We start from the raw sequence: 11942 nt of genomic DNA, 5'->3' as shown, positions 1-11942 counted from the left end.
TTCAACATCAACCTTACAACCGTAATTAAAAGGCTTTATTTTTATTTTTCCACTTCTTTTAAAAGCGCTTGAACAGTTTTATAATCATCGAAATCAAAACGCTCTCCCTTAATTTCTTGATAGGTCTCGTGTCCTTTACCTGCTATTAAAATAATATCTCCTTCGTTAGCCATTTGGCAAGCCGTTTTAATTGCTTGCTTTCTATTTGTTATGGAAACAATTCTTTTTAAATACTGCGGTTCAACACCTTTTTCCATAGCCTCTATTATAACTTCCGGCACTTCACTTCTCGGGTTATCACTTGTAAAAACAACCTTAGTACTCAAAGCCGAAGCAATATGCCCCATCTTAGCGCGCTTCATTTTATCTCTATCGCCCCCACAACCGACTACAGTTATCAGCTCTTCGTTTTTAGAACGAATACTATTTATAGTCTCCAATACATTTTTAAGCGCATCTGGAGTATGAGCATAGTCCACTATTGCTGTAATTTTTTTCTCTGAAACGAAATATTGAAACCGTCCACTAACGCTATCTAACTCACTTATTAACCTAAGTATTTCATGTTTCTCAAGCCCTAACAACTCTGCCGTTCCAAAAATAGCTAAGACATTATATGCATTAAAATTACCAATAAGTTTCGTCCACACTTCACTATCATTAATTTTTAATAGTAGTCCTCCAAATTGGTTTTCTAAAATTTGCGCTTTAAAATCTGCAAAACTTTTAAGCGCATATTTGTATTGTTTTGCTTTCGTATTTTGGAGCATTACTCCTGCATTTTTATCATCCGCATTCACAAGTGCAAAAGCATTTTTATCTAGATTATCAAAAAACAACTTTTTAACATCACGGTATTCCGCAAACGTGTCATGATAATCCAAATGATCATGCGTTAGGTTTGTAAAAATCCCTCCTTCAAAATGCAAACCCTTTGTCCTTTTTTGATGAATCCCATGCGAACTTACTTCCATAAAACAAAACTCAACACCCTGCCTATTCATTTCTTTTAAATACCGATTTATAGTCAATGAATCTGGAGTTGTATGCGTTGCTTTATAATCCTTATTATCTACTTTTATAACAACTGTAGATAGCAAACCAACTTTATAGCCTGCCTTTTTAAACAAGTTATATAACAATGTTGCTACGGTTGTCTTTCCATTAGTACCTGTTACCCCTACAAGCTTTAAATTTTTTGATGGATTATCATAATAGTTAGAAGCCATGACTGCTAATGCTTCACTTGAATCTGCGACTTCCAAATACGTAACCCCTTCTATTCTTACTTCTGGTAAATATTCGCAAACAATAACCGTAGCACCTTGCGCTATAGCGTTACCTATATAACGATGCCCGTCTGTTACAGTTCCTTTTATTGCTACAAAAACATCATTTTCTTCAATATATTTTGAATCAAAATGAATATTTTCAACTAAAACGTTAGTACTACCCCCAACGACGTTTATATTAACCTTGTATAATATGTTTTTTAAAGACTTCACGATACTTTTAATACGATAGTTTGATTTTCCTTTATTTTCTGCCCCTTAGGAATGGATTGTTTTTTAACAACCCCAATGCCATCCATTTTCACTTTTAATCCTAAATTCTCACACAATGCAATCGCATCCATTACAGGCAACCCAATAACATTAGGCATTATAGTTAAGTAAATATTTGATACATCATAATAGTTTTGAAATTCTTTTTCTACGGAAGCTTTTTTAACTTCCAAGGATTCAATCTCATCTATAATTGGTGTATCGGTAAATATTTTTTGTGCTATTTTCTTAAAGACTGGCCCTGAAACATCAGCGCCATAAATCCCCTTTTTAGTACTTGGTTTATGTATTACGACTATACAAGAATACTTAGGTTTCTCTACAGGAAAATACCCTGCAAAAGAGGATACATATTTTCTATTCTTACGCCATTTTTCATAATTTTTATAATCTGTTCTAGCCGTCCCTGTTTTCCCTGCCATTGAAAAATATTTAGAATATAGCCGCTTACCTGTACCGCGAACTACAACATTTTTCAACATTTCTTGAGCAGCCTTAATCGTTTGTTTAGAGCAAATTCGACTATTTATCACCTCTTTCTCAAACACTTCTATTTCTTTATCTAAATCCCTAACTTCTTTTATAAAATGAGGCTTCACCATTTCGCCATCATTTGCAACGGCATTATAAAATGTTAACGTTTGTAATGGTGTCAATTTTAAATTATAACCATATGCCATTGAAGGCAATGCATTACGACTCCAATTATCGTCCCCTGGTCTTGGGATATTAGGAATTCCCTCTCCAACGATAGGCAATTCTAGCACATCATTTAGCCCCCATGCATCTAATTGCTTAATAAATTCGATAGGTTTTTTAGCATAATGCTCATCTATAATAGTAGCCATCCCTATATTTGAAGACAATTCAAAAGCTTTTGCTGCAGACACTTTCCCATGGCCTTTTGTATCTGTTATTGACCTTCCATAAAAGCGTTTGTACCCATTTTTTGTATCGACAACACTTGCTGTATCTATCACGCCGTCTTCAAGGGCTGCCATTATAGCCATTAATTTAAATGTAGAGCCTGGCTCATGAGACTCGCCTACTGCATAATTAAGTTTCTCATAATAATTCCCTTTTGTTGTTCTTCCCAGATTTGAAATCGCTCTAATCTCTCCTGTATTTACCTCCATAACAACAACAGACCCATGCTCGGCTTCATATTCTTCTAATTGCTCCAACAAAGCATGATGTGCTATATCTTGAATATTCACATCAATAGTTGTATACACATCATAACCATCTTGCGGTTCTTCCTCATTCGCATCTCTAATAGGTTTCCATTGGCCTTTTCCTATTTTTTGTTTTAAACGACGTCCATTTTTCCCTCTTAGATACTTCACACCAAAAGCACCATCTATTCCTGGTCTGGTAACGTTTCCCTTATCATCTATACGTTCATAGCCAATTGTACGTTGAGCGATACCTCCCATTGGATGCTCTCGCTTAGTATTTTGCTCCACAATTAAACCACCTTTAAAGGCGCCTAATTTCAATAAAGGAAAACTACGCAATCGCAAATAATCGGAATACCCAACATCTCGCGCTAATAAATAATACCGATTCCTATTAGCCCTTGCTTTTCTAATTGCTTTTTGATAATAACTAGAAGACCGCCCTGAATAAACCGCTAGCGAATCGCTAAGTGCTACAATATATTTCTCAAATGTTTTTACTGATGGCGTTAGTGCATCAATCCGTATGTCGTACTTAGGAATTGAGGTCGCCAACAAGTTTCCATTTACAGAATACACATTCCCTCTATTAGCAGGAATAGGCACTCTCTTTACCATTCGCTTACCAGCTAATTCTCTATATTTATCACCATCTACAAACTGAATACTCAACAGTTTAAAAACCACAGCTAGCGCAAAGATGAACATACATCCAGCTATAAAATACAATCGGTTTAATATGTTCGTTTCGTTTTTTGCCACGATAGAACTTAATTTTGTTGTGGTTTAACTTTTATTTTTTGAGGCGGCACCTCTGAGGTTTTCAAACCCTTTTCTTTCATTTTCATAGTGACTACGGACTGCTTTTTCATTTCCATAAGCCGCCCTCTAGCATCTATAAATGCCGACCGCAGTTCTTTTGCTTGATTCCCTAGTCTTGCGATATCATATACTTTTTTATCTGCACTATGCGAACTAGCAATCATCACTATAGCTAACACCGAGATAAAGAGAATCATCCTCCAATTCTTAAAGGAATCATCACTCACTAAAAACGTCCCTCTTAATATGCTATAAATATTCTTTTTCATCTTTACTTTTCACGCATCCAATCGCACAAACACACTATTTACACTTTTTCAGCAATACGAAGCTTTGCGCTTCTCGCTCTATTATTTTGTTTTATCTCTTCCTGGCTAGGCACTATTAAACCACCTACTTTTTTTAAAGGCACCTCAAAACGCCCAAAAACATCTCGCTCTGGCTCCCCTTCAAACAAACCATTTCTTATAAATCGCTTTACCAACCGATCTTCTAGAGAGTGATAGCTTATAAAACTCAAGCGCCCTTCTGGCTTTAATAATTCTGGCGTTTGAGTTAAAAAAGCTTTTAAAACTTCTATTTCCTGATTCACTTCTATACGAATCGCTTGATATATCTGTGCCAAAACTTTATTTTCGTGTTTTGGTGGCAAAAACTTTTTCAACACTTTTTTTAATTGCTCACTCGTTATAATTGGAGCCTCCTCTCTTGCAGCGACTATTAACCTAGCCATTGCTGGAGCTGCTCTTAGCTCTCCATATTGAAACAAAACCTGTTTTATTTCATTCTCCTCATATTTATTTACAACGTGATATGCAGAAATGTCATTATCTTGATTCATTCGCATATCCAGATTCGCTTCAAATCGTGTTGAAAACCCTCGCTCTGCAACATCAAATTGATGTGATGACACACCAAAATCGGCTAAAATACCATCAACTTCTTTAACACCATAAAACCTTAAAAAACGCTTGATATATCTAAAATTCTCATGAATCAACATAAAACGCTCATCATTAATCGTATTCTCAAGAGCATCTGCATCTTGATCAAAAGCGAACAACCTCCCTTTTTTCCCAAGGCGTTTTAAAATTTCTTTACTATGGCCTCCACCACCAAATGTAACATCCACATAGATGCCATCTTCTTTTATACTTAAACCATCTACGGTTTCTTTTAATAATACTGGATTATGATATTCCATCTTCATTATCATCTTGCCCCATAACTTCTTCTGCCAGATCACCAAAATCAACAGCAGCAGCATCTATGGCTTGTTCATAATTTTCCTTATCCCATATTTCAACAATATTTATGGCTGAAGACACCACAATATTTTTTAAAATACCAGCAAAGACTACTAGATCTTTAGGTATTAACAATCTTCCGTTGTTATCTACCTCAACTATTTTCACTCCTGCAGTAAAACGACGAATAAAATCATTATTTTTTTTATTGAATCTATTCAGCTTATTCATCTTTTGCATCAACACTTCCCATTCCGCCATTGGATACAATTCCAAACACGGTTGAAAAACAGCTCTCTTAAGCACAAAACCATTTTCAAGAACTAAAGACAACTGTTTTTTTAGCGCAGAAGGAAGCATTAGCCTACCTTTGGCATCAACTTTACATTCGTATGTTCCTATTAATGAGCTCAAAACAATTCTCCAGATAAGTGTTTTTTAATATTCAAATATATTGAAAAAATTACCACATTTTACCACTTTACACCACATTGTTAATAAGTATTCGTTAAAACACCTTAAAAACCCTAGCAAGAACCCCATTAAAAACACATTAACAACTACATATCAGAAACTTACACTACAATTCGCTTGATAATTACACAACCTTAAACACAGGTTTTACACTCCTTATCTCAACTATACTCAGAATATGTAATTATTTTGATTGAAATAACTATATTTGCTCTAACTGAATCGACTAACGTTTAATGACGCACACTCTAAAAAAAGAAGGAAAATTTAACTATATAGAAGTTGGAGAAGGCACACCCATTATTGTGCTACACGGACTTATGGGAGGCTTAAGTAATTTTGACGGCGTAACTTCTCATTTTAAAGATAAAGGCTACAAGGTTATTATCCCTGAGCTCCCTATTTACACAATGTCTCTTATAAAAACCAATGTGAAGGCCTTCGCTAAATACCTTAACGAATTCATTGAATTTAAAGGGTTTAAAGAAGTTATATTACTTGGGAATTCCCTTGGAGGCCATATTGGCCTTTACCATACAAAACTGCACCCTAACAAAGTAAAAGCTTTGGTAATAACAGGAAGCTCTGGCTTGTATGAAAACGCCATGGGCGGCGGTTATACCAAAAGAAGGGATTATGAGGTTATCAAGAAAAAAGCGCAAGATGTGTTTTACGACCCTGCTATTGCTACCAAAGCGATAGTTGATGAAGTTTATGAGACTGTAAACGACAGAAACAAGCTCATTAAAACACTTGCCATAGCCAAGAGTGCCATAAGACATAACATGGCTTCTGATTTACCAAATATGAATGTTCCTGTTTGCATTATTTGGGGTAAAAATGATAATGTTACGCCTCCAGAAGTAGCTCATGAATTTAAAGCGTTACTCCCCGACTCCGATTTATTTTGGATTGATGCATGTGGGCATGCCGCGATGATGGAGCATCCCAATACGTTTAATCAGATTTTATATGACTGGCTACAAAAAAGAGGGCTTTAACACCTTGCTTTAAACAGTCTGACCAACAAAAAAACACCCATTCTAAGGGAGACAATTATGAAAATTAAATCTGCGGAATTTGTAATGAGTAATTCTGATGTGGCAAAATGCCCCAAAGGAATGATTCCTGAATATGCCTTTATAGGGAGAAGCAATGTTGGGAAATCGTCACTTATAAACATGCTAACTAGCAGAAAAAGTTTAGCCAAAACTTCTGGTCGCCCTGGAAAAACACAACTTATCAACCATTTTATTATAAACAACGAATGGTACCTTGTAGATCTTCCTGGTTATGGTTATGCTCGTGTTTCAAAAACCACAAAGAAAGTATTTCAAAAGTTTATTACGCAGTATTTTGAACATAGGGAGCAGCTAGTTAGCGCTTTTGTTTTAGTAGATATAAGACATAAACCACAGCCTATAGACTTAGAGTTTATGCAATACTTAGGAGAAGGTGGCATTCCTTTTTCTATTATTTTTACAAAAGCAGACAAATTAAAACCTAAGGCCATAGAAAGTCATATAGAAGCCTACAAAAGCATTCTCTTAGAAACTTGGGAGGCTATGCCTAATTACTTTGTCTCTTCTAGCTCAAAAAGTATTGGAAAGCACGAGGTGCTTGGCTATATTGATGGGTTAAATAACAATATGAATTTATAATAAGCGTTATTCATTTTTGTAATACTCCAAAACCTTAATTTTAAATAGGTAATCGTATTTAGCTTGAATACGCTCAGATTGAGATTGAATGTAATTCGATTTACTTTCAAGAAACTCATAAGAACTAAGATACCCTTGCGTATATTTGCTTTGAGCAATATTGAACGCTTCTTCTTGAAACACAGAATTTTCTATACCTTATATATTACAATAATTGTTGTTTCTAATAATACTGAGATTTCACAGCTTTATTTAAGATGTAACATCCTATAAACCTTTATTTTAAATGAATATAAACACTCTTTTAAAACACTAATATAGGAAGCCAATATTTTAATATTTCATGTAAACTTACAACTTAGAAAATATTACATAAATAAATGTGCACATTATAGCACGATATAGAACAGCTTAACCCTTAACATCTAAGGCGTCTCTTAGAGCATTCCCTATAAGCATGAAAGCCATAACTAAAGTCATAATACACACCCCAGGAATAACAGCCAAGTAAGGTTTTCCTAGAATAATATAATTATAATGATCTTTTATCATTGCTCCCCAGCTTGCCATTGGGGGTTGCGCTCCTATTCCTAAAAAACTAAGTCCACTTTCTATTAAAATAGCGGCTGCAAAGTTTGCTGCACAAATTACAATTACTGGCGCCATTATATTTGGCAGTATGTGCTTTGTTATAATTCTATAATCATTAAAACCTAAGGCTCTAGCTGCTGTAACATATTGTAATTCCTTTGCGCTTATAACTTGTCCTCTAACGACTCGAGCAACTTCAACCCACATGGTTAAGCCTACTGCAATAAATACTTGCCAAAACCCTTTCCCTAATGCCAATGTAATAGCAATAACTAACAACAAGGTTGGAATAGACCAAGTTACATTAATACCCCACATAATAACAGCATCGACTTTCCCCCCATAATACCCTGCAACACTTCCCATAAAAAGTCCTATTAGCAAAGAAATAAAAACAGCTACAAATCCTATAAAAAAAGAAATTCTAGCACCTATCAATATTCTACTTAACAGATCCCTACCATACTTATCGGTTCCTAAATAAAATGTGCTTTCATTAATTAATGTTTCTATTGGCTTATCATCATCTGTAATAATAATTGTTTTTTTTAAACCTTCTAATCCATCTGAAGCGTAGGCTGTATATGTAATGGCATTTCCGTTTATAGTGTAACTTGTAATAGGTATTTCGGTTTCTGTATTTACTGTTCCAAAAAAGAGCTTACTCCAAACCCCTTGTTCACTTTCCGTATGAGATGGCAATGTTAACATGAGTGTTTTAAATCCAGGGCTTTTAGAATGAATGGATAAATGCATCTGATTTGCATTTTGAGAGTTATCTGGAGCGAAAACGTAAGCAAAAACAGCAACGACGCCTACCAAAAGAATAAAGTAGAAACTGAAAACGCCCCAAAAGTTTTTTTTAAACTTTTGGAGCGCTAGCTCTCGTAATGAGTTTGTTGTTTTACTCATCTATACTATTAGTCTTTTACTGTAGCTACTTTTTTAATGCCGTAGGTCATTTTTAAATCTTCGAGTACATTTAAAGCTTCTTCCATATACACATCTTTACTCAGATTTTTATGCCAACGATTTCTTTTTTCTTTTAAAACACTATCTTTTAAAAACAACTTCTCTTCGTAAGGCAAAGACAAGAAGGTTAAATTTGTCTCGTAATCTGAAATAGCATCAAACTCTTTAGCTTTATTTTCATTTTTATCTAACTCTTGTTTATAAACATCATAATTCAAAGAGAATGTATTGTCATCTATTTGTTCTTTAATCCACTTGGCATTTTTCTCAATAAGGGCTAATTGCTTATTATTTTGCATACGAACCTTACTATTATTTATTGTCGCATCATAGTCATAATAACTTCCCCAAAACTCATAATCTACAGCATCAATTTTATCCCATGCTAATGGATTGTCTTGATCGCGTTCTCCTATATCTACAAAACTATAACGGTCTGGCACTACAACATCACTTTTTACACCCTCTAATTGAGTAGAACCACCATTAATACGATAAAACTTTTGCCTTGTAATTTTTATTGCTCCCAAATCACCATGAGAACTATTTCTTACCATTCTATTTAAGTCCAATATGTTTTGAACCGTTCCTTTTCCATAGGTTTGTTTACTCCCAATGATAATCGCACGTTTATAATCTTGCATTGCAGCTGCAAGTATCTCTGATGCCGAAGCCGATAATTCATTAACCATTATTACCAATGGGCCATCCCAAACAATAGATTTATCTTCATCTTCCAAAACCTCTTTAGGCTCTCCTGTTGACCTTACTTGAACCACAGGGCCTTCCTTTATAAACAGCCCTGCAATATCGACCACTGTTTTAAGTGACCCACCACCATTATTACGCAAATCTAAAACCAAGCCTTCAATACCTTCTTTTTTTAACCGTTCTATTTCCTTCTTAATATCTGAAGCCGCATTTCTATTATCGTAATCTTTAAAATCGATATAAAATTTCGGTAAGTTAATAACACCATAGGTTTTATCATTCTTCTTAACTGTTGATGATTTAGCATAAGTTTCTTCTAATTCAACAATATCTCTGGTGATTGAAATTTCTTCTATAGATCCATCTACTTTTTTAAGCGTTAAAAACACTTTTGTTCCCTTAGGACCTTTTATAAGTTTAATCGCATCATCTATTCGCATACCAACAATACTAACAGACTCATCTTCCATCTCTTGACGCACTTTTAAAATAATATCGCCAACTTCTAGCTCTTTCCCTCTCCAAGCTGGGCCTCCTGAAATAAGCTCTGTGATTTTGGTGTAATCCATACGCTTTTGTAGTCTTGCGCCTATCCCTTCTAGCTGCCCAGACATTTGCTGGTCAAAACGATCTTTATCCGTAGGTGCCATATAAGTTGTATGCGGATCAAACTCTTCAACAATAGCATTAATATACATAGAGAACCAATCTTTACGTTCCATGTCATCGATAAAATCGGTGTAGTACACATTTAGATTTTTCAAGGTTTCATTTCTAGCCTCCTCTTCTAATGCTGCAAGCGATTTTTTTGCTGAGTCTTCTTCATTTTCAACCTTTGCTTCATCTACATCTAAACCAGCCATATCTCCCTCTTCTTGCTCTGTAATTAAAGCATCATACGTGGCTATTGTTCTAAACTTAAGCTGTTTTCTCCAACGTTCTTTAAGTCGCTTTTTATTTCTAACATAATTATGGCTTTCATAATCTGTATCTATTTCTTCATCCTTAGCATAATTAAAAGGTTTACTTAAAACCGCTTTATAGATTTCTTTAGTTTCATTCATTCTTTGAATAAGGCGTTCGTTTACCAAATTAAAAAATGAAATATCATATGCTTTTAACTGGTCATCTAATTCGGTCTCATAATCTTTAAACTCATCGATATCCGATTTCAAAAAATACCGTTTTAAAGGGTCTATTCTGTTTAAATAATTTGCATAAACATCTCTAGACAAATCATCGTTAAAATCTTTTGGTTGAAAATGTAACTGTTCTAAAGCTAGCGTTATAATTTGAATTAATAATCGGTCCTTGTCTGGGTCATTATCTACCTTTGTCGTAAAGCTACAAGAGCCAAATGCTAATAATAGTACTAGCATTAATACATTATACTTCTTTTTCATCTACTTGTTTTTATTTTTTAATAGCTGGATGCTTATCCTTTTGTTATCGCTTCAATCCGTTTTAGATCAAATTAAATAACGCATCCGATTCAACAATTTTCTATCTCGCATTAATCTAAATTAGGAATAATTTCTACTAAAATAAAGAAAAAACTGTGCCAATAAATGCATTTGGAGCTAATTTTTTGTTAAACAAGAGAAATTCATAAAATCCATCATAAATTATGTATTTTAGCCTATAAATACAGTAACGAGAAATGACAAAAAAGCCGCTTATTTTAATTACCAATGATGATGGTATCACTGCACCTGGCATACGCGCTTTAATAGATGCTATGAAAACAATTGGAGATGTCGTAGTTGTAGCGCCAGACAGTCCACAAAGTGGTATGGGGCATGCTATTACAATAAATTCTACATTACACATACAAAAAATAAGTACTAATAATAATGGCTTAAAAGAATACAGCTGTTCGGGAACGCCTGCAGATTGTGTTAAAATTGCAGTAAATGAAATTCTAGACCGTAGACCAGATCTTTGTGTCTCTGGCATAAATCACGGTTCGAACTCTTCAATTAATGTTATTTATTCTGGAACCATGAGTGCTGCCATAGAGGCTGGTATTGAAGGGATTCCAGCCATAGGTTTTTCTAATTTAAACCACAGTTGGAAAGCTAATTTTGAAGCCTCGAAAAAATATGCAAAATCGATAGCAAAAAATGTTTTAGAACACGGTTTAGAAAAAGGCATTGTCTTAAATGTTAACATTCCTAACCTAGAGGATAAAAATATAAATGGTGTTAAAATCTGCCGCCAAGCTAAAGCGAATTGGAAAGAAGAATTTGATAAGAGACAAACCCCCCAAGGAAAAGATTATTATTGGCTTTCTGGTATTTTTGAAAATTACGACGACGGTGAAGATACGGATGAATGGGCCCTTGAGCATGGCTATGTATCTATCGTCCCTGTGCAATTTGACCTAACAGCACATCGCTGTATTAAAGAATTAAACACTTGGAGTTTTAATGAATAAAAAAGAAATTGTTACAGGGTTTATTATCGGATTGCTTATTACTCTAATAGGGGTTTCACTATATACATTATATCTAGCAACAAAGCTAGATTTAGAAGGTCAAGAAACTCTACAAAAGCTACTATCGTTACAAGTGATTATAAAATATGCTGGTATTGGCGTACTATTAAACCTCCCTGTTTTTTATTATTTTTTACATAAAAAAAAAGAAGATTACGCTAAAGGCGTAATAATGGCTATTATAATAGTGGCTATTATTTTTATAATGAAAAAGTTTTAAATAT

General features: G+C 34.4%; 12 protein-coding genes. 4 read left to right on the top strand and 8 right to left on the bottom strand.

The features are described 5' to 3' along the window. Nucleotides 1-41: 41 nt before the first annotated feature. The 5 genes from AC2D8I_RS07860 to mraZ all read right to left on the bottom strand — a co-directional run bounded on the left by AC2D8I_RS07860 (nt 42) and on the right by mraZ (nt 5226). A complete protein-coding gene (locus tag AC2D8I_RS07860; protein WP_484705445.1) occupies nt 42-1505 on the bottom strand; it encodes a UDP-N-acetylmuramoyl-L-alanyl-D-glutamate--2,6-diaminopimelate ligase in 1464 nt (487 codons plus the stop codon). Further along, nucleotides 1502-3451, bottom strand: a complete 1950-nt coding sequence (locus AC2D8I_RS07855; RefSeq protein WP_484705511.1) for a penicillin-binding protein — start codon at nt 3449-3451, stop codon at nt 1502-1504. Before AC2D8I_RS07855 ends, AC2D8I_RS07860 begins: the two co-directional genes overlap by 4 nt. Nucleotides 3452-3513: 62 nt before the next feature. After that, the gene (locus AC2D8I_RS07850) at nt 3514-3834 is read right to left on the bottom strand and encodes an FtsL-like putative cell division protein (protein WP_484705444.1); all 321 of its coding nucleotides are present in this window, start codon (nt 3832-3834) and stop codon (nt 3514-3516) included. 38 nt (nt 3835-3872) lie between these two features. Next, on the bottom strand, nt 3873-4769 hold the full coding sequence (rsmH, locus tag AC2D8I_RS07845) for a 16S rRNA (cytosine(1402)-N(4))-methyltransferase RsmH (RefSeq protein ID WP_484705443.1): 897 nt from the start codon (nt 4767-4769) through the stop codon (nt 3873-3875). Continuing rightward, a complete protein-coding gene (gene mraZ, locus AC2D8I_RS07840; protein WP_484705442.1) occupies nt 4756-5226 on the bottom strand; it encodes a division/cell wall cluster transcriptional repressor MraZ in 471 nt (156 codons plus the stop codon). Before mraZ ends, rsmH begins: the two co-directional genes overlap by 14 nt. Before the next feature lie 296 nt (nt 5227-5522). On the opposite strand from mraZ, the gene AC2D8I_RS07835 reads away from it, so the two are divergent. Together AC2D8I_RS07835 and yihA are read left to right on the top strand one after the other, a co-directional pair. Next, nucleotides 5523-6287 (top strand): alpha/beta fold hydrolase, encoded by a 765-nt coding sequence (locus AC2D8I_RS07835; RefSeq protein ID WP_484705441.1) that lies wholly within the window; start codon nt 5523-5525, stop codon nt 6285-6287. A gap of 57 nt (nt 6288-6344) precedes the next feature. Continuing rightward, the gene (gene yihA / locus AC2D8I_RS07830) at nt 6345-6947 is read left to right on the top strand and encodes a ribosome biogenesis GTP-binding protein YihA/YsxC (protein ID WP_484705440.1); all 603 of its coding nucleotides are present in this window, start codon (nt 6345-6347) and stop codon (nt 6945-6947) included. Nucleotides 6948-6953: 6 nt separating this feature from the next. Here yihA and AC2D8I_RS07825 read toward each other — a convergent pair whose 3' ends face one another. The 3 genes from AC2D8I_RS07825 to AC2D8I_RS07815 all read right to left on the bottom strand — a co-directional run bounded on the left by AC2D8I_RS07825 (nt 6954) and on the right by AC2D8I_RS07815 (nt 10624). Continuing rightward, nucleotides 6954-7130, bottom strand: a complete 177-nt coding sequence (locus AC2D8I_RS07825; protein ID WP_484705439.1) for a hypothetical protein — start codon at nt 7128-7130, stop codon at nt 6954-6956. A gap of 228 nt (nt 7131-7358) precedes the next feature. Then, a complete protein-coding gene (locus AC2D8I_RS07820; protein ID WP_484705438.1) occupies nt 7359-8450 on the bottom strand; it encodes an ABC transporter permease in 1092 nt (363 codons plus the stop codon). A gap of 8 nt (nt 8451-8458) precedes the next feature. Beyond that, on the bottom strand, nt 8459-10624 hold the full coding sequence (locus AC2D8I_RS07815; RefSeq protein WP_484705437.1) for a carboxy terminal-processing peptidase: 2166 nt from the start codon (nt 10622-10624) through the stop codon (nt 8459-8461). Between the two features lie 257 nt (nt 10625-10881). Between AC2D8I_RS07815 and surE the strand changes: the two genes are divergently transcribed. Together surE and AC2D8I_RS07805 are read left to right on the top strand one after the other, a co-directional pair. Beyond that, nucleotides 10882-11658, top strand: a complete 777-nt coding sequence (surE, locus tag AC2D8I_RS07810) for a 5'/3'-nucleotidase SurE (protein WP_484705436.1) — start codon at nt 10882-10884, stop codon at nt 11656-11658. Then, on the top strand, nt 11651-11938 hold the full coding sequence (locus AC2D8I_RS07805; RefSeq protein WP_484705435.1) for a hypothetical protein: 288 nt from the start codon (nt 11651-11653) through the stop codon (nt 11936-11938). The genes surE and AC2D8I_RS07805 overlap by 8 nt, the downstream gene beginning before the upstream one ends. Nucleotides 11939-11942: the final 4 nt, after the last annotated feature.

Source organism: Lacinutrix sp. YIN62 (assembly GCF_057219185.1).
This window is presented reverse-complemented; position numbering and strand designations above follow the sequence as displayed.